The 19,287-nt window shown below is 70.2% G+C and carries 22 protein-coding genes; 14 read left to right on the plus strand and 8 right to left on the minus strand.

What is annotated here, in order from left to right; genetic code table 11:
• Nucleotides 1–166: 166 nt before the first annotated feature.
• Nucleotides 167–1,030, minus strand: a complete 864-nt coding sequence (locus ABZS66_RS41685; protein WP_354767804.1) for an NAD-dependent epimerase/dehydratase family protein — start codon at nt 1,028–1,030, stop codon at nt 167–169.
• A 45-nt stretch (nt 1,031–1,075) separates the two neighbouring features.
• Nucleotides 1,076–2,107: an amidohydrolase family protein gene (locus ABZS66_RS41690; protein ID WP_354767806.1), complete on the minus strand. Its 1,032-nt coding sequence runs from the start codon at nt 2,105–2,107 to the stop codon at nt 1,076–1,078.
• A gap of 97 nt (nt 2,108–2,204) precedes the next feature.
• On the opposite strand from ABZS66_RS41690, the gene ABZS66_RS41695 reads away from it, so the two are divergent.
• Nucleotides 2,205–2,888 (plus strand): helix-turn-helix domain-containing protein, encoded by a 684-nt coding sequence (locus tag ABZS66_RS41695; protein ID WP_354767808.1) that lies wholly within the window; start codon nt 2,205–2,207, stop codon nt 2,886–2,888.
• A gap of 60 nt (nt 2,889–2,948) precedes the next feature.
• Here ABZS66_RS41695 and ABZS66_RS41700 read toward each other — a convergent pair whose 3' ends face one another.
• Nucleotides 2,949–3,350, minus strand: a complete 402-nt coding sequence (locus ABZS66_RS41700) for a hypothetical protein (protein WP_354767810.1) — start codon at nt 3,348–3,350, stop codon at nt 2,949–2,951.
• A 124-nt stretch (nt 3,351–3,474) separates the two neighbouring features.
• Nucleotides 3,475–3,873, minus strand: a complete 399-nt coding sequence (locus ABZS66_RS41705) for a MerR family transcriptional regulator (RefSeq protein WP_354767812.1) — start codon at nt 3,871–3,873, stop codon at nt 3,475–3,477.
• 226 nt (nt 3,874–4,099) lie between these two features.
• On the opposite strand from ABZS66_RS41705, the gene ABZS66_RS41710 reads away from it, so the two are divergent.
• The 6 genes from ABZS66_RS41710 (at nt 4,100) to ABZS66_RS41735 (ending at nt 9,246) form a co-directional block, all read left to right on the plus strand.
• Nucleotides 4,100–4,309: a hypothetical protein gene (locus ABZS66_RS41710; protein WP_354767814.1), complete on the plus strand. Its 210-nt coding sequence runs from the start codon at nt 4,100–4,102 to the stop codon at nt 4,307–4,309.
• Between the two features lie 59 nt (nt 4,310–4,368).
• A complete protein-coding gene (locus ABZS66_RS41715; protein WP_354767816.1) occupies nt 4,369–5,826 on the plus strand; it encodes a sporulation protein in 1,458 nt (485 codons plus the stop codon).
• Between the two features lie 126 nt (nt 5,827–5,952).
• Entirely contained in the window at nt 5,953–6,714 is a 762-nt protein-coding gene (locus ABZS66_RS41720; protein ID WP_354767818.1) for a Bax inhibitor-1/YccA family protein, read from the plus strand.
• Between the two features lie 144 nt (nt 6,715–6,858).
• Nucleotides 6,859–7,020, plus strand: coding sequence for a hypothetical protein (locus ABZS66_RS41725; RefSeq protein WP_354767820.1), 162 nt, complete (start codon nt 6,859–6,861; stop codon nt 7,018–7,020).
• A 61-nt stretch (nt 7,021–7,081) separates the two neighbouring features.
• Nucleotides 7,082–7,747 (plus strand): AIM24 family protein, encoded by a 666-nt coding sequence (locus ABZS66_RS41730; RefSeq protein WP_354767822.1) that lies wholly within the window; start codon nt 7,082–7,084, stop codon nt 7,745–7,747.
• A gap of 200 nt (nt 7,748–7,947) precedes the next feature.
• A complete protein-coding gene (locus ABZS66_RS41735) occupies nt 7,948–9,246 on the plus strand; it encodes a hemolysin family protein (RefSeq protein WP_354767824.1) in 1,299 nt (432 codons plus the stop codon).
• Here the strand turns inward: ABZS66_RS41735 and ABZS66_RS41740 are convergent.
• The 4 genes from ABZS66_RS41740 to ABZS66_RS41755 all read right to left on the minus strand — a co-directional run bounded on the left by ABZS66_RS41740 (nt 9,243) and on the right by ABZS66_RS41755 (nt 12,751).
• Nucleotides 9,243–9,491: a hypothetical protein gene (locus ABZS66_RS41740; RefSeq protein ID WP_354767826.1), complete on the minus strand. Its 249-nt coding sequence runs from the start codon at nt 9,489–9,491 to the stop codon at nt 9,243–9,245. The genes ABZS66_RS41735 and ABZS66_RS41740 overlap by 4 nt on opposite strands.
• Nucleotides 9,492–9,745: 254 nt before the next feature.
• Nucleotides 9,746–10,513, minus strand: a complete 768-nt coding sequence (locus tag ABZS66_RS41745) for a DeoR/GlpR family DNA-binding transcription regulator (RefSeq protein WP_354767828.1) — start codon at nt 10,511–10,513, stop codon at nt 9,746–9,748.
• A 25-nt stretch (nt 10,514–10,538) separates the two neighbouring features.
• Nucleotides 10,539–11,543 (minus strand): 4-hydroxythreonine-4-phosphate dehydrogenase PdxA, encoded by a 1,005-nt coding sequence (pdxA, locus tag ABZS66_RS41750; RefSeq protein ID WP_354767830.1) that lies wholly within the window; start codon nt 11,541–11,543, stop codon nt 10,539–10,541.
• Nucleotides 11,540–12,751 carry a four-carbon acid sugar kinase family protein gene (locus ABZS66_RS41755; RefSeq protein WP_354767832.1) on the minus strand — a complete coding sequence of 404 codons (1,212 nt, stop codon included), beginning with the start codon at nt 12,749–12,751 and terminating at the stop codon, nt 11,540–11,542. The genes pdxA and ABZS66_RS41755 overlap by 4 nt, the downstream gene beginning before the upstream one ends.
• 199 nt (nt 12,752–12,950) lie before the next feature.
• Between ABZS66_RS41755 and ABZS66_RS41760 the strand changes: the two genes are divergently transcribed.
• From ABZS66_RS41760 to ABZS66_RS41790, 7 genes are all read left to right on the plus strand, one after another.
• Nucleotides 12,951–14,570: an ABC transporter substrate-binding protein gene (locus tag ABZS66_RS41760; RefSeq protein WP_354767834.1), complete on the plus strand. Its 1,620-nt coding sequence runs from the start codon at nt 12,951–12,953 to the stop codon at nt 14,568–14,570.
• Between the two features lie 4 nt (nt 14,571–14,574).
• Nucleotides 14,575–15,510, plus strand: a complete 936-nt coding sequence (locus ABZS66_RS41765) for an ABC transporter permease (RefSeq protein ID WP_354767836.1) — start codon at nt 14,575–14,577, stop codon at nt 15,508–15,510.
• The gene (locus ABZS66_RS41770) at nt 15,507–16,388 is read left to right on the plus strand and encodes an ABC transporter permease (RefSeq protein ID WP_354767838.1); all 882 of its coding nucleotides are present in this window, start codon (nt 15,507–15,509) and stop codon (nt 16,386–16,388) included. The genes ABZS66_RS41765 and ABZS66_RS41770 overlap by 4 nt, the downstream gene beginning before the upstream one ends.
• Entirely contained in the window at nt 16,388–17,215 is an 828-nt protein-coding gene (locus ABZS66_RS41775) for an ABC transporter ATP-binding protein (protein WP_354767840.1), read from the plus strand. The genes ABZS66_RS41770 and ABZS66_RS41775 overlap by 1 nt, the downstream gene beginning before the upstream one ends.
• Complete coding sequence (locus ABZS66_RS41780) at nt 17,212–18,069, plus strand: ABC transporter ATP-binding protein (protein ID WP_354767842.1); 858 nt, start codon at nt 17,212–17,214, stop codon at nt 18,067–18,069. The genes ABZS66_RS41775 and ABZS66_RS41780 overlap by 4 nt, the downstream gene beginning before the upstream one ends.
• Nucleotides 18,066–19,004, plus strand: a complete 939-nt coding sequence (locus tag ABZS66_RS41785; RefSeq protein WP_354767844.1) for an aldo/keto reductase — start codon at nt 18,066–18,068, stop codon at nt 19,002–19,004. The genes ABZS66_RS41780 and ABZS66_RS41785 overlap by 4 nt, the downstream gene beginning before the upstream one ends.
• Before the next feature lie 14 nt (nt 19,005–19,018).
• On the plus strand, nt 19,019–19,287 hold a 269-nt coding region (locus ABZS66_RS41790; protein ID WP_354767846.1), incomplete at its 3' end, for a hypothetical protein.

Below are 19,287 nucleotides of genomic sequence, written 5' to 3' on the forward strand. Positions count from 1 at the left end.
TGAGGTCCGGCCGCCGATGACGTCGCGGACATTGTTCCACAGGTCGATCTTGCTGTTGACCGTGCCCGATCGCCCACACCTCGACGTCGTGCCCGGGTGATCCGGATGCCGACCTGCGCGACGTCGTTCTGGACGTCCGCGCACGCGGTGTCGGTACGGGCGCGCCCTAGCTGGAGAAGCCGGTGCGCCAGGTCGGGTACTGCGGCCGCCAGCCGCGGGAGCGGGCCAGGCGGTTCGACGCGCCGCGCGCCCACGGCGTGCGGGCGTCGCTGGCTTCGGGCGCGGGGACGCCGAGCGCCGCGGCCAGGACCGGCACCCAGTCGCGGCCCTCCGCCGGCTCGTCGTCGACGACGTTGACCGGACCGGCAGGCCAGCCGAGCGCTTCCACGGCGGCGCTCGCGGCGTCGGCGACGTGCACGAACGAGCTCACCGACCGATCGGCGGCGATGCTGCCGAGGAACGGCGCGCCCGGGTCGCCGGCGAGGGCGGCGGCGACCGCGCCGCCCAGCGCGTACCAGGTCCCCGGCCCGTAGAAGACGCCGTACCGCAGCGACACCGCCGCGCCGATCTCGCCCGCGATCTCCTCCATCGCCCGCACCGCGTCCGCGGTCGCACCCCGCGGCGGCGCCGCGCCGGTGTCGAGCGGCACGGACTCGTCGGCCGGCCCCTCCCCCGGCTCGTACGCGAACGCCAGCGACTGCAGCACGAACCGTCCGGCGCCCGCCTCACGGGCGGCGTCGACGAGGTTGCGGGTGCCCACCTCACGCAGCCGGTCGTTCGCCGCCCCGTCCGCCCCGGCCAGGTCGGTGAGCTGGTTCATGACCGCGTCCGGCGCGGCCGCCGAGACGATCCGCCGCAGGCCGTCCCGGTCGAACACGTCGCCCACCGCGGCCTGCGCGCCGGTTCCCCGGATCCATTCGGTACCGCCGGCAGTGCGCGACACCCCGGTGACCTCATGCCCGGCGGCGACCAGCATGGGCACGAGCTGACGACCGACCGCACCCGTCGCCCCCGCAACCAGGATCCGCATGGTGGCGACGGTACGTCGCCGCCGGGTGAGCTCCCGAGGTGACGCTCAGCCGTGCCGGCCGAGGTGGGCGGTGAGGCGCTCCCAGTTCCCCGAGCCGATCGCGGCCTTCTGCGCGTCGGTGAAGGGCGCGTCCTCGAGGAACGAGCGGGCAACGCCGTTGGCGGTGTCCAGGAACGGGAAGCCGCCGGGACGGGTGCCGAAGGTGTAGGGGTAGTCGGTGGAGTACACCATGCGTTCGGTGCCGACGATCTCGGCAGTCCAGCGCAGGTATCGCTCAGAGACGGTGCCGCTGCCGGCGATCCAGAAGTTCTGCCGGAAGTAGTCCAGCAGCGGCCGCGGCAGCTTCGCATTGTGGGCGAGGATGCCGGTGTGGTCGAGGTAGAACAGCACCAGCTCGCCCCAGTGCCCGGCGACGACCTGCAGGTCGGGGTGTCGGTCGAAGACGCCGGAGAAGATCATGCGCAGATATTGCACACCGAGGTCGTAGTACCAGCCCAGACCCGCGGTGCCCAGCCCGAAGCCGGTCGGGCCAAGACCCGAGTAGTACGCGTCCATGACGGCCGGCGCGGGGACCTGCGGGTGGAAATGCAGCGGTACACGCAGCCGTGCGGCGGTCGCGTACAGGTCGTCGTACGCGGCAGAGTCGGCCAGCTCGGTACCCGTGCGGCCGTACAACATCGCGCCCTTGAACCGCAGCTCGGTCACGGCGCGTTCGAGCTCGGCCGCCGCGGCGGCAGGGTCCTGCGTGGGAAGCGCCGCCCAGGCGGCCAGCCGGTCGGGGTGTTCGGCCACGATCGCGGCCAGCGCGTCGTTGGCGTCCCGGGCAACGGCGGGAGCGTCGGCCTTGGTGAGGTTCTGCACGCCCGGTGAGTTCAGCGACAACACGGCCGCGTCGATGCCCTGGTTGTCCATATCGGCCAGGCGCTGCCCGCCGGTGCTGCGCAGGCGGCGCGCGAACGGGTCGTCGCCCCAGCCGAGGTGCGGATTCGGCGCCACCCCGTTCGCTTCCCAGGCTTGCAGGATCAGCGGCAGGGCGATGTGCTCTTCCAGGCCGACGATACGGATGCGCTTCGGCATGGGGGATCCCTTCCGTAGGTGTAGGCCGACCGTAACAACGCAAGTATCACGATAACAAGGTACTGTTATCGTGATAACGAACTCAGGTGGAGGAACGATGGCTGCCGAACGCTCGGCGACCCGGGCCGCGATCATCGCCGCGGCAGCGGAGCTGCTGGACGAAGGGGGTGCGCGCGCCGTCACGACCCGAGCCGTCGCGGAGCGCGCCGGTGTCCAGGCGCCGGTCATCTACCGGCTGTTCGGCGACAAGGGCGGGCTCGTCGAGGCCGTCGCCGAAGCCGCGATGGAACGCTACGTGCGCTCCAAGCTGACTGCCGAAGGCGCGACGCTCGACCCGGTGGACGCGCTGCGCGCCGCATGGCAGCAACACGTCGAGTTCGGGTTGGCCAACCCCGAGCTGTACCAACTGATCAGCCGGCCCGGCTTCAAGGAGCGCGCACCCGCAACCGAACAGGGCATCGACGTCCTCCGCGGCCTCATCCAGGCCATGGCGACCGCCGGCGTCCTCGTCGTCCCTGAGCGCCGAGCGCTCGAGATGCTGCACGCCGCCGGCACCGGAGCGGTGCTGGCACTCCTGTCGAACCCACCCCACGACCGGGACCTGGAACTGCCCGACGCCATGCTCGACGCCGTGCTGACAGCCATCTGCCGGCCGCCAGCCACACACGCCCCTGCGCACACCCTTCACCACAGCACGCTGGTGGACGAGCTCACCGGACTGACCGACGCGGAACGGGTTCTGCTGCGCGAATGGATCTCGCGCAGCGAACCCAGGGCCTGACTGTGTGCCCCTGGGCGGATCAGCGCCGCTGAGAGCGTGAGCGCAATCAGGGCGACACCCTCACGCTGTGAGCACGTCGTACAGGTCGGGCCGACATGCAAGGGCGGCGTCGCGCAGGGCGGCTACCCGGGCGACCTGGGCGTCCGCGGGTAGCGCCCGCAGGGTGGACAGTGCCGTGCCGACCAGCTCGCGCAGCGGTGTCCACAGGGACTCCGGTGCGGTGCCCACGTCCCGCAGCCAGAGTCCGGCGGCGATCCGGGCGGCGTCGATGCGGTTCCACGCGCTGGTGTCGTCGGCGGCGGCGCCGCACTTCCAGGTACCGGCTCCTTCGAGAATGTCGTCCTCGATCGAGCCGCCACTGGTACTGATGGTGCCGTCGACGCCCACCGTGAGGCTCAGGTGGACGGTGTCGCGGCGCTGTTCGACGACGTGGCCCAGGGCACGTTGTGGATACACCGCCACCGCTGCGCCCTCCGTCAGCCCGACGCCGCACGGCCCTGAGAGACCTCGGACCCTGGGTCCTCCACAGGCGGACAGTTCGGCATACCCGCTGTTGCGGTATCGGCATCATGAGGTGGCCGGGCACCTACACGTCGGGCATGGCGATGAGCAGTTCCATCGCGGTGACGATGAGGTTGTGGGCGCGAACGGTCAACATGGTGACCATCGCGTGCGCGTTCGGCCGGGCCGTCTCAGCCAGGGCCTGCAAGGCGTCCAGGTCCTGGTTGAGGCGGGTGACCGCCTCGGCAAGGTCGGCGGCGGTGGCACCGGCGAGGTCTTTGCCGATCTCGTCCAGCGCGAGGCCGCTTGCCTCGAGGTGCCGGATGGTGCCAATCAGGTCGACGGTCGCCGGGTCGTAGAGCCGGAACCCGCCGTCGCTGCGCTGTGCCGGGGCGATGAGGCCGAGGTTGGTGTAGAAGTCGACCGTACGTTTGCTGACCCCGGCCGCCGCGGCGAGTTCACTGATGCGCATCAGGTCGGCCACGACCAGCTCCTTTCAGCAACCGTACAGCATCACGTGTTAGTGTCTAGTTCGTGGCTGATACTACCGGCACTGCCGGCGGTGTGTGCCGGCCGCGGACGCCGGCTGACGGGCCCGCCGGCGCCCCAAGGGCGGTGCGGGGTGGCGACACTGCCGCGCTGATAGCGATTGGGCTGCCCCTGGCCCTGGCGGCGACGGCGGAGAGGCAGGTGCGCGACAGGTGTTGCCGGTGACTGGCCGGCTGCCGTTCGCGCCGTCCGGCGCCCGTCCTGGCATCCTTGTCACCGCACTGCTGGCCGGGCATGTCGCGGTGCCGCACCTCGGTGCGGGGCTGGCACCGCTGATCGGCGTGGGCGTGCTGTCCACGGCGGCCGGCCTGTCGATCTCGGTAGGACGCACGCCGCCGATCGCAACTGCGCTTGCAGATGGTGCTGGGTGAGCCGGCACAGGGAAGCCCGGCCATCACGAACCCGGAGACTGAAGGCCACTACGGCCGGAATGACGGCCGTCGGAACAGGTTCGCTGGCTGCCGCACGCACGCTGCACCCGCAGCAGAGCGTGATCTCGGCGACCCACAGCATGCGTGAGCACCGCGGCGGCCCAGGTCGCCATCGTGGCTTGGTTTTGGGGAGCGGCGAACACCTCCTGGAACAGGTCATCGGCCAGTTCCAGGACGACACCCACCCCATCGTCGCCGCCCATGCGGTCACTACCACACCAGGAACAGGGCGTCACGAGCTAACCACCCTGCCGGGAAGTGCCACCACATCAGGAGAGGAACGGAACATGGTGTTCAAGAAACTACTGGCCAGTCTGGGATTCGGCGGCGTCGAGGTCGATACCGTCCTATCGCCGCAACCGGCCACGCCGGGAGGGTCGTTGTCCGGACAGGTCAACCTACGCGCGAAAGGCGATGCCGACATCGCCGGCATCCACCTGCTGCTGGTCGCCACTGGCCAGCCCGGCCAGCCCGGCCAGCCCGGCCAGCCCGGCCAGCCCGGTGAGGTGGAACTGGCCCGTCATACCGTATCCGGGCCGATGAAGGTGACCTCCGGCGCTACCCCGTCGATCCCGTTCACCATGGCCGTGCCGTCGCACGCCCCGTTCACTGTCCTGTATGGACAGCAGCTGCCCGGCATCAACATCGGTGTCCGCACTGAACTGACGGTGGCCTCTGGCAGCGCCAAGGGCGACTTCGACCCGGCCCGTCTGGACGCCTCCCCGGCGCACCAGCACATCATAGACGCCTTGGGTATCATCGGCTGCCGCTTCGTGCGCAACGAACTGCGCCCGGGCAACACCTCCGGCGTCAATGCCCCTGCGGCACAGGCGATCACGTTCCTCGCCCCGGTCCCGGAAGGGCAGCACCCCGGCCCGCACATCCCGCAGATCGTCTTCCTCCTCGCCGGTGACCACGACGGGATGACGGTGGTCGCGGAGCTCGCGGGACGGCCGGGAGCCGGTGACCGGCATCATCTGTCCACAGGCGACATCGACGGGCTGTCCACCACCGAGGACGGCTGGATCGGCGAGGTCGACCGGTGGGTCAGCAGCATCCTGGAGAAGCTGTCGCAACCCGCCCCGGTGGCACCCGGAGCGTTCCTGCAACCTGGCGCACCCGGGCACCCGCAGCCGGGCTACGGCCAGCCCGTGTACGGCTCACACGCGCACCAGGGCTACGCCTACAGTGGCCACGGCCAGCACGGCGGCTACAAGTACGGCGGCTACCAGCGCAAACCCGGCATGGGCGCGGGTGGAATGATCGCTGCCGGGGTCGGCGGCGCGGCGTTGGGCTTCCTGGGCGGGATGGTGCTCAGCGACATGATCGGCGACGCCATGTCCCCGGACGTGGCCGACGCTGCCGGAGCAGCCGGGGATGCCGGCATGGGTGACGCGGGCTTCGGCGATGCCGGTTCGGACGGTGGCGGGTTCGACGACTTCGGCGGCGACTTCTAGCCACCGCTGAGGTTCGGGCGGGCAGGGCTGCGAGCTGCTGCCCGCCGTATCCGGCCGGTGGCCGCCCTCATCAGGCCGCACCGGCCGGGCTTCCTCCGCGCCTCAAATCGAGTGAAGGGAAGATCTGTGCAATCGTCGAATCCGGTGCTGGGTCGACTGTCCGCCGCCGCGTACCAGCCCACCTACCAGGTCCCCGGCGGGCACGACGTCCAAACCGGACGCCGCGATGTGATGAGCATCGACGATGTCGTCGTCAAGACGGTGTCGCTGCTCGGCGCCGCGGCCCTGGCCGCCGGGGTGACGTGGGTACTGGTGCCGGTGCAGTCGATCGGCCCGGTGTGGATCGCTTCCATGCTCATCGGGCTGGTCCTGGGGCTGGTCATCTCGTTCGCGCAGATCACCAACCCGGTGATCCTGTTCGCCTACGCCCTGGTCGAAGGAGTTTTCCTGGGGGCGGTCTCCAAGGCCTACGAAACCCGGTGGAACGGCATCGTCCTACTCGCGGTCATCGCCACCCTGAGCGTCTTCTTCGTCATGGCCGCCCTGTACAAGGCCCGGATCATTCGGGCATCGGCGAAGTTCACCCGAATCGTCATCGGCGCCGCCGCCGGCCTAGCGGTTGTGATGCTGCTCAACGTGGTCATCACGATGTTCACCGGATCGGCCGGGCCGCTGCGTGACGGCGGACCGTTCGCCATCCTCTTCAGCCTCGTCTGCATCGTCGTCGCGGCGCTGATGTTCGTGATCACCTTCAACCAGATCGAAGAAGACATCGCCGCCGGGCTGCCCCGCAACCACGGCTGGCTCGCCGCGTTCGGCATCCTCGTCGAACTCGTCTGGCTCTACCTGGAGTTCCTGCGCCTGATCTCCTACTTCCAAGAGGACTGAGCGACGCGCTGGAACCCGTCTGCTGCGTGCGGCGTCGCCACCATCAGCACGGCCCAGTAGCCACAGGAGTGGCGGGCGCTCGCGCAACCGGGCATCAGCACGGTCATCCACCTGCGCACCCTGCACCTGGGCCCGGACGAACTGATGGTCGCCGCGAAGATCGGGGTCACCGCCACCGACGACGGCACCCGCATCACCACCCTGATCGACACCGCCGAAGCCCGCATCCGCGCCGCCGTGCCCGCAGCGACAGTCATCTACCTAGAACCCGACATCCACCGCCCAGCTGCGGACCCAGCCATCTAGCGCAGCGCACCGGAAACCGGCTACGTGGCAGCACCTCGGCCGTAACCTTCAAGGAGACGTCATGCACAGTAACCTGTTCGCCGCCGAAAACCTGGAGAAAGCATCCGCCCAGCCCGGGATGCGACTGCAGAACAAGTCCATGCTCAAAGTCGACCTCGACGGTGAATGCTTCGCCCGCACCGGATCCATGGTCGCCTACCAAGGCCACGTCCAGTTCACCGCACTCGGATCCGGCGGCGCCGCGAAGTGGCTCAAGTCGAAACTGACCGGTGAAGGCGTGCCACTGATGAGACTGGCCGGCAAAGGCGACGTCATGCTCGCCGACCGGGCCAAAGAGATCCATCTCATCGACCTCGGCCCGGGCGACGCCATCACCGTCAACGGTGCCAACATTCTGGCCTTCGATACCACGGTGACGTACGACATCAAAATGGTGCAGGGCTTGGGCATGCTCTCGGCCGCAGGCATGTTCAACTGCGTCTTCACCGGCCCCGGCCGCATCGCTGTCACCACCGACGGCTACCCATTGACCCTCACGGTCGACGAACCCACCTACGCCGACCCCCAAGCCGCCATCTGCTGGTCAGCCAGCCTGCAAACCGGCTACCACCGCGCCGACCAACTCGGACTCGGCACCCTCATCGGCCGATCCACCGGCGAAACATTCACCATGAGCTTCACCGGCCAAGGATTCGTCATCGTCCAGCCCAGCGAACAGACCCACTGACACCCAACGTGACAGTACGGCCTGACACCCACGGCATCTGGTGGGCCTTGCCATCCCACGGCCCACCGGCTGCCGGGACCTCCCGCATGTTCAACGAATCCCAACAGCGGGGTCGCTGCACAGCGACCCTGCCCAGGTGTGGTCGCCCGGACGACACGGACAAACCCCACCATCAACCTGGCAACAAGGAGTAAATGTCTGTGGGCGGCTATAGCACCCAGATCCTACTGGTGCTCGTATTGATCCTGCTCAACGGCGCCCTGTCCGGCAGCGAGATGGCCTTGATCTCCCTGCGCGAATCGCAGATTCAACGGCTGGAACGCACCTCACGAGGCGGGCGGGTCCTGGCACGCCTGTCACGAGACCCGAACCGGTTCCTAGCCACCATCCAGATCGGTATCACCCTGGCCGGGTTCCTCGCCTCAGCGTTCGCCGCCACCTCACTGGCCGAGCCGTTGATCACACCGCTGGACCTGCTCGGCAACGCCGCCGAACCGGTCGCCATCATCGCGGTCACCCTGATCCTCACCTTCATCACCCTCGTACTCGGCGAACTCGCACCCAAACGCATCGCCATGCAACGCGCTGAAGGATGGGCGCTCGCCGCGGCCCGGCCCCTCGATTGGCTCGCCACCGCGGCGCGACCCTTCGTATGGCTGCTCGGCAGATCCACCAACCTGATCGTGCGAATCACCGGCGGCGACCCGGGCGCCAGCCGCGAAGAAATCACCACCGAGGAAATCCGGGAACTGGTCGTCGCCCAGCGCGGATTCACCGCCCAGCAACGCGACATCATTTCGGGCGCCTTCGACATCACCGAACGCGACCTCCGCGACATCCTGATCCCCCGCAACCACGTCATCACCCTGCCCGGCTCCCTGCCAGCCGTCGCAGCACTGCAGCTGCTGGCCGGCTCCGGGTACACCCGCGCCCCCATCGTTGGCCCCGGCGGCCTCGACGACCTCATCGGCGTCGTGCATCTCCGCGACCTACTCCCCGCCGACGGCGGCCCCACCGCCGCCGACCGAGCCCGCCAGCCGCTGCTGCTGCCCGAGACGCTGCACGTCGCCGACGCCATGCGCCAGCTGCGCCACCAACGTGAACAATTCGCCCTCGTCGTCAACGAACACGGCTCCATCGACGGCATCGTCACGATGGAAGACATGGTCGAAGAAGTTGTCGGCGAAATCTATGACGAAACCGACCGTGACGTCGTGGCCGTCATCCGAGAAGCAGACGACGTGTTCCTGGTCCCAGGATCCTTTCCCGTCCACGATCTGCCCGACCTCGGCATCGACGTCCACAAGATCGCTAATGCGGACTACACCACAGTCGCCGGGCTGGTCCTCGACCGGCTCGGACACATCCCCAAGGCGCCAGGCGAAACCGTCGCCCTACCCAGATTCACCGCCGAAATCACCGAGATCACCGGCCGCTCCATCACCCAAGTACGGCTCCGACTCACCAGCCGCAACGAGCGCAGCACCAGCCGTATCTAGACCAGTCCACGGCTCAGCCATACGGCTGCTTCGGCGAGGTCGGCCGATCCCGGGCGGGTCTCGTCCCGATCGGCCAGCATCGGGCCACGCAGAAACCACGCCGTCAGCGGCCCGTGGGAGACTGGTGTGAATCGGTGGTTGGCCGAGGTTCGGCCGCCATCATGGTGGTGGCTGACGTTGCTGGGGAAGGCCGCGATGTGGTCGCGGTCGCCCGCGAGGGCGAGGCGTCGATCGCGCAGATCCACCGCGACGCAACGGTGTCGATGTGGAAGAAGTCGGTGGCGAGCAATCGCGGGCCCGGGTGCGCAGAAAGGCGTCGCCGGTTAGTGTCCACGCCGCGCGGCATCTGACCGGCCGCGCATCCGCTCGGCGCGGCGACTGTCGAAGCCGACACGATCGGCGAGCACGTCTGCCGCGACCTGCTCGCCGATCTCGCCGAGGCGCGCTGGCCCGCTACATCCGCTGATCGGCGACGCGCACCGGCTGGCCACGCCCTGGGCTACGCGATGACGACAGCGACGCCCTTGTCCCGGAACTTCGCCAGCTCAGCCGGAGGGGCCGAGGCGTCGGTGACCAGCGTCCACTTCGGGGGCATCACGGCCCATGCGTGGAACGGGGCCTGACCGATCTTCGCGCCGTGGGCCAGCACGTAGATGTGGTCCGCCCGGCTCATCATGAGCTCCTTGAGCCGTGTCTGCTCAAGGTCCTTCTCGTTGATGCCGCGGTCGGCGCGCACCCCGTCGGCGCCCATGAAGGCCCGGTCGAACGACATGCGCTCCAGGGCCGCCTCGGTGACCGGGCCGATGAAACTCTGACTGAGGGTCCGCAGCCGCCCGCCGAGCAGGATGATCTCAAGCGTGTCGACCTCGGCGAGCACGTCGAGCGCGGTCAGCCCGATCAGGGACACCGACAGGCTGCTGAAGCCGGTGAGGAGTTGAGCGAGGGCGGTCGTGGTTGAGCCGGCGTCGAGCAGGATGTTCTCCCCGGCCACGATCTGCCCGGCTGCCCAGGTGGCGATGGCCTGCTTGGCCGCATAGGCGTCGCCGAGCCGCTGGCGCAGCGACGCCTCCGGGTGCGGCTCAAGGCTGAGTGCGCCGCCATAGGTGCGGGCGAGCTTGCCCTGCGCGGTGAGCAACGCGAGGTCGCGGCGGATGGTGGACGGCGTGACGCCGAGCTCGACGGACAGCTGCTCCACGCTGGTCAGCCCGTTGGTCGCAGCCATCTGAACGATTCGGTCGCGACGTTGCAACGATCGCTGCCTGCTCATATCTGAGGCACACTATCCGACGCGGTCAACCGGTCACCGGCTGCGGCGCCATGGCGGCGGCCAGCCGGAGCGCCTCGATCATCGACCGGTGGTCGACGGTGCCGGTGCCGGCGATGTCGAACGCCGTGCCGTGGTCGACGGAGGTGCGGATGACCGGCAGGCCGACAGTGATGTTGACGCCGGCCTCCAGGCCGAGGACCTTGACCGGGCCGTGGCCCTGGTCGTGGTACATCGCTACGACGAGGTCGTGGTCGCCGCGGCCGGCCAGGAAGAACAGCGTGTCGGCGGGCAGCGGGCCGCGGACGTCGATGCCGGCGGCCTGGCATGCCTTGACGGCCGGGACGATCTTCGAGTCCTCCTCGCCGCGGCCGAACAGCCCGTTCTCCCCGGCGTGTGGGTTGATGCCGCAGACGCCGATCTTCGGGTTGGGCACGCCCGCGTCCACCATGGCGCGGTACCCCCGGCGGATGGTGCGCTCGACGAGACCCGGCTCGATGCGGTCCACCGCGTCGAGCAGGCCGACGTGGGTGGTCACGTGGATGACCTTCACCTTCGGCGTCGACAGCATCATCGACACCTCGTCGGTGCCGGTGAGGTGCGCCAGCAGTTCGGTGTGGCCGGGGTACACGTGCCCGCCGGCATGCAGCGCCTCCTTGTTCAGCGGCGCGGTACAGATCGCCTGCACCGCGCCGGTCATCGCCAGCTCGGCGGCGACCCGGATGTAGTGGTACGCGGCGTCGCCGGCGACCGGGGAGAGCTGCCCGAACGGCAGGTCGGCAGGGAGGAGCCCGAGGTCGATGACGTTGATGCGCCCGTCGGTGAAGACGGCGTCGGTGATGCCGTCGATCGCGACGATCTCCGGGGTGAGCCCGAGGATGCCGGCAGCCCGCCGGAGCCGTGCGGCGTCGCCGATGACGACGCACCGGGCGGTCCCCGCGATCTCGGGATCCAGGAGCGCGCGGACGACGACCTCGGGGCCGACACCGGCGCCGTCGCCCATGGTCACGGCGATGTAGGGACTGCTGGTCATGCGGGCTCCTTCGGGTCCTTGGGGTGGGAAAGCACGGTGCGTACGAGCCCGGCGAGCGACGCCGGCCCGCCGAAGCTGCCGGGGCGGGTCGCGACGACCCGCCCCGTCCCGGTGGTCGACACCACCGCGCCCTCGCATCCGTACGCCGGTCGGAGGCGGTCGACACCGAGCCGGTCGAGCACCGCGCGGGCGGTCTCCCCGCCGGTGAGGATCAGGGCGCGCCCGTCGCCGGCCGTTGGGGCAACGGCCTCGGCGAGCGCGCGGGCGAGCCGTGCCGACAGGCCGGCGTCGACGTCGCCGGAGCCGTCGAGGCTTACCGCCACGCAGCGGGCGCCGGCCAGCCGGGCCGTGAGCTCGCGCCCCGTCCCGACCGGGTCGGTGAGCAGCGCGTGCGGGTCGAGGCGCACGACGGCGTCGGCCTCGGGCGCCAGGACGTCCAGCTGTCCGGCGAGGGACGGCGCGCAGGTGCCGGCCACGACCAGCACGGCGTCGGCGGCCGGCGGGCGGCGGTCGACCGCGAGCGGGCCGGCGGGGTCGGCCGGCATGGCGCGGGCCGCGGCGGCGACGAGGCCGGCGGAGCCGACCAGTACCGGCGGCGTGGGCAGCAGGGCGACGGCGGCGTGGATCGCGTCGAGGTCGGCGTCGGTCTCGGCGTCGCAGACCGGGACCAGGCTGCCGGCGACGGCCGCGCCGAGTGCGCGGGCGAGGCCGTCCGCTCCGCCGCGCACGACCGCGAGCGGCACGGTCACGGTGGCCATCGGGGCGAGCGCGTCGGCCACGGTCCGCGGCGCCGCGCCGGGCTCGGCGTGCCAGAGCGCGGTGGCGTGCAGCGGCGTCCCGCCGACGTGCGGCACGCCGCCGACGACCGTCCGGCCGGCGGCGGGCAGCGCGGTGGCGACGACCGGCGCGGTGCGGAGCAGATCGCGCAGGGCGGTGACTTCGGCGGCGATGTTGCCGCGCAGCAGGGAGTCGACCTTCTTGAGCACCGGCACGCCGGCACGGCCCGCGATCGCCGCCATGACGCGGCCGGCGGCCTGGGCAGGGGCCAGTCCCCGCGAGTGGGTGTCCACCGCCACCACACGGAACCCGTCCGCGGAGCCGGCTACTGCATCGAGTGCGATCGAGATGCGCGTTGTGCGCAACAGGAAGGTGGCCGCAGCTTCGCAGGCGCCGCTGAGATCGTCGGCGACGATCGCCACGTCTGACATGCGGTAGCTCCATCAATCAGCTCGTTTGTTCGCGGATGGGAATGCGTTCCGGGCGGTGTGGAAGTGGTTGAGTTGCCCGTAGTGGCGCGAATGACGCTAGCGGCATTGCGCACAACGCGCAACTATGCCATCGTGTGCGCACCGTCCAGTGGCCTCGGTCACAAAACGGATGGGACCTAGCCGCCACGAGGAGGAAGTCATGTCCGGGACATTTGCGAGGACCGACACCCCATTCATCCGGTCGGACGCAGGAGTCTCACGCCGCGCGCTGCTGCAGTTCGCCGGTCTGGTCGGACTCGGCACCACCATGGGCGCCGCCCTCGTCGCCTGCGCCGGGCCGCAGAGCGGCGACGACGACGGATCGGGCGCGGGCGGCAAGCTCAGCATCGTGCTCAACCGCAACCTGGTCAGCCTCGACAACAAGCTCAACCAGTACGACGCGGCGGTCACCGTCCAGCGGGCGGTGCGCCAGGCGCTGACCGCGATCGGCAAGGACCTGCGCCCGCAGCTCGTGCTCGCCGAGTCGTTCGAAGCCACGTCGGCGACCAAGTGGACGGTCAAGCTGCGCCAGGACATTCACTATTCGGACAAGGCGCCGGTCACCGTCGAGGACGTCGAGGCCGCGCTCAAGCTCTACTTCCAGGTCAAGGCCGGGTACGTCGCCTCGCAGTTCCCCGAGCAGCCGACCCTCACCAAGATCGACGACCGTACCTTCACGCTGACCACCGTCAAGCCGCTCGTCACGCTCGACTCGCTGATGTCGAACATCCTCATCACCCCGGCCAAGGCCAACAAGGCGGAGGAGCTGCGCGACGGCATCGGCACCGGGCCGTTCACCGTCGCGTCGGCGGACTCCGGCACCGGCACCTACAAGCTGGTGCGCAACGAGAACTACTGGGGCGAGAAGGCGCTGCTCCAGGAGATCAGCATCTCCTACCAGGAGGAGGAAGGCGCGCGCGTCATCGCCATCACCTCCGGGCAGGCCGACGTCATCGACACCATCACCCCGGAGTCGGCCACCTCACTGAAGAAGAACAAGGACATCGACCTCGTCCAAGGCCCGGGCACCCGGCTGATTCACCTGTTCTACAACTTCCGCAAGCCGCCGGGCCACCCGCTCGCCAACCCCCGGGTCCGCGAGGCGCTCAGTTACGCGGTCGACCACGACTCGCTCATCTCGAGCCTCATGAACGGCGTCGTCACGTCCGCTGAGGGCGTGGTGCCCAAGACGCTCGCCGGGTTCGTGCGCACCGGCCAGTACGCCTATGACGCCGCGAAGGCCAAGCAGATGCTCACGGCTGAGGGCGTCACGAATCTCAACCTCACGATCATCTGGGAGGAGTCCGAGTTCGCGGGCGCGGCGCGCGTCATGGAGGCCCTCGTCCCCATGCTCGCCGACGTGGGTGTGAAGGCGACGCTCAAGGAGATCCCCAAGGGCGGCGAGATCAACAGCTGGCGGCGCGGCGAGGCGGGCGACTGGGACGTGCTCGGCAACGGCTACGGCAACCAGACCGGCCTCGCCCTCACCAACCTGCAGGGCCAGTACGGCGGCACCGCCGAGAAGGAGAAGACCCGCGACACGTACCACGGGTTCGTCTTCCCGGAGGTCACGGCGCTGCTCGACCGGGCGAGCGGCGAGCCGGACACGGCCAAGCGCAACGACCTGCTCAAGCAGGCCCAGGAGAAGATCTGGGTGCAGTGGCCGGCCATGTGGGCGTGGACCCCCGACAACGTCCTCGCCAAGCGCAAGCGCGTCACGACGCTGGAGCTGTCGCCAGCCAACTCCTACGAGCTGTCCAAGGTCAAGGTCTCGGACTGACATCATGCGGCGTTACCTGCTCAAGCGTCTCGGGCAGAGCATCCTCACCGTGTGGTTCACCGTCACCGCGGTCTTCGTGCTGCTGCGCCTGGCGCCCGGCGACCCTGCGGTGAACTACGCGCCGCCCAACCCGACCAGCGAACAGCTCGACGCGGTGCGGCACGAGTTCGGGCTGGACCAGCCCGTGCTCGTGCAGTACCTCACCTATCTCAACCGTCTGGTGCACGGCGACATCGGCGAGTCGTTCCAGTTCCGGCAGTCCGCGCTGCAGGTGGTGCTCGACCGCCTGCCGTACACGATCACCCTGGCCCTCGCGGCCATCGTGGTCACCGCGCTGCTGGCCATCCCGCTGGGCGTGTGGATGGCCCGGCGCGGCAACACGGCGCCCGAACTCGGGGCGAACATCGCCACCATCGCGGCGCAGTCGATGCCGGACTTCTGGATCGGCTTCGTGCTGCTCATCGTCTTCGCGGTGAACCTGCAGTGGTTCCCGCCGTCCGGGTTCACGTCGATGAGCTCGATCGTGCTGCCCTGCCTGACGATCGTAGTGCTCCAGGTGGCCCTCATCTCCCGGCTCGTGCGGCGGGAGATGACGGTGAACCTCACGGCGCCCTACGTGACCATCGCCCGCTCGCGCGGCGTCTCGGAGCGCCGGCTCACCTGGCGCTACGCCTTCAGCAACTCCTCGATCCCGGTCGTGACGGCGCTCGGCACCAGGTTCGCCGCGATGCTCAACGGCGTCGTGATCGTCGAGGTCGTGTTCCAGTGGCCTGGAGTCGGCGAGCTGGTGGTCGACGCGCTGCAGCGGCGCGACTTCCCGCTGATCCAGGCGACCGTACTCGTGACGGTCGTGCTCGCGCTGGTCGTCCAGTTCCTCGTGGACCTGCTGTACCCCTTCATGGATCCCCGCGTCCGGCTCGGTCAGGAGGCAACCCGATGAGCGACGTCGCCGTCCCGCCCCGGGTCCTGCGCCGGTCCGCCGCTGCGCGGCGCGCCCGGTACAGCACCGTCAAGATCTGGGCCGGCGCGATCTGCGCAGGCGTGGTCATCGTCCCGGTGGCGCTCGCGCGGGTACTGCCGCTGCCGGATCCGGTGCGCGGTGTGCTCCGCGAGACGTCGCTACCCCCGCTGAGCCCGGGGCACCTGCTCGGCACCGACCCCAACGGCCGCGACCTGCTCTCGCGGATGCTGTTCGGCGGCCAGACGTCACTGCTCATCGGCCTGCTCGCCATCCTGCTCTCCGGCGTCATCGGCATCGTGGCCGGCGCGGCCGCCGGCTACCTCGGCGGCTGGGTCGACACCGTGGTCTCGCGCCTGCTCGAAGCGCAGATGTCCCTGCCACTACTGCTCATGCTGCTGCTCGTCGTCGCGCTCTTCGGACCGTCGGTGCCGGTCATCACGGTCGTGATCGCCGTCGCGCAGTGGCCCGAGCCGGCCCGCCTCACCCGGGCGCTCGTGCTCGTCGAGCGCGAGAAGCCCTACGTGGCGGCCGCGCAGACCCTCGGGCTGAGGCGACTGACGATCATCGCCCGGCACATCATCCCGAACATCCTGTCCCAGGCGCTCGTCGTGGTGCTGCTGCTGCTCGCCCAGGCCGTACTGCTGGAGAGTGCGCTGAGCTTCCTCGGCGCCGGCGTCCAGCGCCCGTACCCGACCTGGGGCGGCATCATCTCCGACGGCCGTGAGCTGTTCGTCACCGGCACGTGGTGGCTGGTCACCGTGCCCGGCATCGCCATCGCGCTGCTGGTGCTCGGTGTCAACCTCCTCGGCGACGGGCTGCGCGACCGGGTGCGGCGGGCCAAGGCGGTGAAACCCTGATGGCGGTGCTCGAGGTGCGCGACCTGACCGTCGACCTGATGACCGGCGCTGGCGTCGTGCGGGCCGTCGACGGTGTGAGCTTCACGATCGAGGCGGGAGAGACGGTCACCGTCATCGGCGAGTCCGGCTCCGGCAAGTCGACGACCGCGATGGCGCTGCTGCGGCTGCTGCCGGACGACCTCGCGGTACTGTCCGGGCACGCCCGGATCGCCGGCAAGGACGTCGTGGCCAGCCGCCGGCACATCGGCGCGCTGCGCGGGCGAACCGTCGCGCTCATCCCGCAGGACCCGATGACCGCGCTCAATCCGATCGTCACGGTCGGCAAGCAGATGGTCGAGGCGATCCGGCTGTCCCACCGCGGCTGCTCGAAGGCCGAGGCCGGGCGCCGCGCCCTCGACCTGCTGCGCGCCGTGCACATCACGCAGCCCGAGCGGCGGCTCAAGGCCTACCCGCACGAGCTGTCGGGCGGGATGCTGCAGCGGGTACTCATCGCCATGGCACTGTCGACGGAGGCGGATCTCATCGTCGCCGACGAGCCCACCTCGGCCCTCGATGTCACCGTGCAGGCCGGGATCCTCGACCTGCTCCTGGAGATCCAGGAGCGGACCCGCGCGGCGATCCTGCTGATCACCCACGACCTCGGTGTCGCCCGGCTCATGAGCGACCGGGTGCACGTGATGCAGGCTGGGCGGTTCGTGGAGAGCGGCGCCGTCGAGGACGTCATCGACCGGCCGCAGCACCCGTACACCCGCAAGTTGCTCGACGCGCTGCCCGCGCTCGGACCGTGGGACGACCCGGCCGCCCGCACGAAGGAGACGACGCCATGACCGAGCCAGCAGCGGCGCTGCTTGACGTCCAGGGGCTCGTGGTCGAGTACGGCCACGGCCGCGAACTGCACCGCGCGGTCGACGACGTCTCGTTCCGCATCCCGCCGGGCGGTTCGCTCGCCATCGTCGGCGAGTCCGGCTCCGGCAAGTCCACCATCGCCCGTGCGCTGGTCCGGCTGGTCCGCCCGGCCACCGGGTCAATGACGTTCGACGGCGTCGACCTCGCCCGGCTCAGCCCGCGGGAGCTGCGGCCGCTGCGGCACCGCATCCAGATGGTGTTCCAGGACCCGTACGGCTCGCTCGACCCGCACCTGAGCGCCTGGCAGATCGTCGCCGAGCCCCTCGCCGTCCGGGGCGAGCGTTCCCGACAGATCCGTGAGCGCCGCGCCCGGGAGCTGCTCGACACGGTGGGCCTGCCGGCCTCGGCGGTGCACCGCAAGCCGAACGAGTTCTCCGGCGGCCAGCGCCAGCGCATCGGCATCGCCCGTGCCCTCGCCGCCGAGCCCGACCTGCTGGTGTGCGACGAGGCGACCAGCGCCCTCGACGTCTCCGTGCAGGCCCAGATCCTCGAGATCCTCTCGACCCTGCGGCGTGAGCGCGGCCTGACGTACCTCGTCATCTCCCACAACCTCGGCGTGGTGCGGGCGATCTGCGACGAGGTGCTGGTCCTGCGGAACGGCCGGATCGTCGAGCAGGGGCCGGCCGAGGACGTGCTGCACCACCCACGGGACGAGTACACGCAACGGCTGCGCCGCAGCGTCCTCGACCCGGCGCTCATCACCGGCCGCAAGCCCCGCGACGTCGTACGGCACGTCGCGGCGGCCCGTACCGCCGAGAGCGTGGCCACCGCATGAGCCTCGTTCTGGGAACGATGACGTTCGGCGACACCGCCGACGCGGACACCGCCCGTGCGATGGTCGACCTCGCCCTCGACCACGGGATCACCGCGATCGACACCGCCAACGGCTACGCGGGCGGGCGCAGCGAGCTGATGCTCGGCGAGATCCTGCGCGGGCGGCGGGACCGGGTCACGATCGCGACGAAGGCCGGTATGTACGCCGGCGACGCGGGCGGCGAGCCGCTGCTGTCCCGCAAGGGGCTCACCGCGTCGGTCACGGCAAGCCTCCGCCGCCTCGGCACCGATCGGGTCGATCTGCTGTACCTGCATCAGCCCGACCGCTCGACGCCGCTCGGCGAGACCGCCGAGGCCCTCGCCGGGCTCGTCCACGGTGGACAGATCGGTGCCGTCGGCGTGTCCAACCACGCCGCCTGGCAGATCGCCGACGTGTCCGCCGCGTGCGCGGCCGCCGGCGCGCCGCCGCCCCGCGTGGCGCAGCAGCTGTACAACCTCGTCGCCCGGCGGCTCGAGCACGAGTACGCCGAGTACGCGCTGACGCACGACATCGCGACGATCGTCTACAACCCGCTCGGCGGCGGCCTGCTCACCGGCCGGCACACGTTCGACGCGCCGCCGGACGAGGGCCGCTTCGGCTCCTCGGCGCTCGCCGCCATGTACCGCGAGCGGTACTGGAGCCGCCCGCTCTTCGACGCCGTGACCGCGCTGCAGGTGGTCGCCGACGGCGCCGGGCTCAAGCTGCCCGAGCTCGCGCTGCGCTGGCTGTTGTCCCGCGAGGTGGTCAGCGGCGTCGTGCTCGGCGGCTCGAAGACCGGGCAGCTGCGCGAGAACCTCGCCGCCACCGCCCGGGGACCGCTGCCGCCCGACGTCCTCGCCGCCTGCGACGAGGTCGGCCGCATCCTCGCCGGGCCGATGCCCGCCTACAACCGGTGACCCGGAGGGAACCCGTGACCGACGCCCGTACCTTCACCGACCGCCTACGCCGCCGCGAGCCCGCGGTCGGCTACTGGATCGCCCTCGACTCGCCCGTGTCGACCGAGCGCATCGCCCGGCTCGGCTACGACTACGTCTGCCTCGACCTGCAGCACGGCCTCATCGGCTACGAGGGCATGCTGCGCGGTCTCACCGCGATCGACGCCGGCGGCCGCTCGGCCGGCCTGGCGCATGGACATCGAGCGGGAGCGCGGCATCACGATCAAGAGCCAGGCGGTCCGCA

Source organism: Dactylosporangium sp. NPDC005572 (genome assembly GCF_040605515.1).
Taxonomy (GTDB): domain Bacteria; phylum Actinomycetota; class Actinomycetes; order Mycobacteriales; family Micromonosporaceae; genus Dactylosporangium.

What these genes read in the sequence shown, in the direction of transcription:
- ABZS66_RS41685 (WP_354767804.1), bottom strand. Translation starts at nt 1,030, where the DNA reads ATGCGGATCCTGGTTGCGGGGGCGACGGGTGCGGTCGGTCGTCAGCTC.
- ABZS66_RS41690 (WP_354767806.1), bottom strand. Translation starts at nt 2,107, where the DNA reads ATGCCGAAGCGCATCCGTATCGTCGGCCTGGAAGAGCACATCGCCCTG.
- ABZS66_RS41695 (WP_354767808.1), top strand. Translation starts at nt 2,205, where the DNA reads ATGGCTGCCGAACGCTCGGCGACCCGGGCCGCGATCATCGCCGCGGCA.
- ABZS66_RS41715 (WP_354767816.1), top strand. Translation starts at nt 4,369, where the DNA reads ATGACGGCCGTCGGAACAGGTTCGCTGGCTGCCGCACGCACGCTGCAC.
- ABZS66_RS41725 (WP_354767820.1), top strand. Translation starts at nt 6,859, where the DNA reads ATGGTCGCCGCGAAGATCGGGGTCACCGCCACCGACGACGGCACCCGC.
- ABZS66_RS41730 (WP_354767822.1), top strand. Translation starts at nt 7,082, where the DNA reads ATGCACAGTAACCTGTTCGCCGCCGAAAACCTGGAGAAAGCATCCGCC.
- ABZS66_RS41745 (WP_354767828.1), bottom strand. Translation starts at nt 10,513, where the DNA reads ATGAGCAGGCAGCGATCGTTGCAACGTCGCGACCGAATCGTTCAGATG.
- pdxA (WP_354767830.1), bottom strand. Translation starts at nt 11,543, where the DNA reads ATGACCAGCAGTCCCTACATCGCCGTGACCATGGGCGACGGCGCCGGT.
- ABZS66_RS41755 (WP_354767832.1), bottom strand. Translation starts at nt 12,751, where the DNA reads ATGTCAGACGTGGCGATCGTCGCCGACGATCTCAGCGGCGCCTGCGAA.
- ABZS66_RS41760 (WP_354767834.1), top strand. Translation starts at nt 12,951, where the DNA reads ATGTCCGGGACATTTGCGAGGACCGACACCCCATTCATCCGGTCGGAC.
- ABZS66_RS41765 (WP_354767836.1), top strand. Translation starts at nt 14,575, where the DNA reads ATGCGGCGTTACCTGCTCAAGCGTCTCGGGCAGAGCATCCTCACCGTG.
- ABZS66_RS41770 (WP_354767838.1), top strand. Translation starts at nt 15,507, where the DNA reads ATGAGCGACGTCGCCGTCCCGCCCCGGGTCCTGCGCCGGTCCGCCGCT.
- ABZS66_RS41775 (WP_354767840.1), top strand. Translation starts at nt 16,388, where the DNA reads ATGGCGGTGCTCGAGGTGCGCGACCTGACCGTCGACCTGATGACCGGC.
- ABZS66_RS41780 (WP_354767842.1), top strand. Translation starts at nt 17,212, where the DNA reads ATGACCGAGCCAGCAGCGGCGCTGCTTGACGTCCAGGGGCTCGTGGTC.
- ABZS66_RS41785 (WP_354767844.1), top strand. Translation starts at nt 18,066, where the DNA reads ATGAGCCTCGTTCTGGGAACGATGACGTTCGGCGACACCGCCGACGCG.